We start from the raw sequence: 262 nt of genomic DNA, 5'->3' as shown, positions 1-262 counted from the left end.
TGAAGTCGTAATTGGAAGTTACGTTATAAACACCATCTGCATCACAACTATCTGAACCACAAGATTCAAGCGCAAGTATGTTAGCAGTATTCCAAGCATCGGCAATAGTTTCGTTATCATCTGCTGTACAATCTACAGAGGTATCTGTAACTGTAGTACAAACTGTTAAATCTGGACCGATAGAATCGTTAAGCGTAAGAATGGCAACAAGTATAGTTTCGTTATCACAATCATCTGCAACGGTATAGGTAACTGTAATTGT

General features: G+C 37.8%; 1 protein-coding gene. It reads right to left on the bottom strand.

Features of this window, described 5'->3' with window-relative positions; genetic code table 11:
* A partial coding sequence (locus tag ACVCZW_RS00220; protein ID WP_452231312.1) for a hypothetical protein occupies positions 1–262 on the bottom strand: 262 nt, incomplete at both ends.

The organism is Lacinutrix sp. MEBiC02595 (assembly GCF_053601555.1).
Note: the sequence above shows the minus strand (reverse complement) of the source record. Positions and strands in the feature narration are given on the sequence as shown.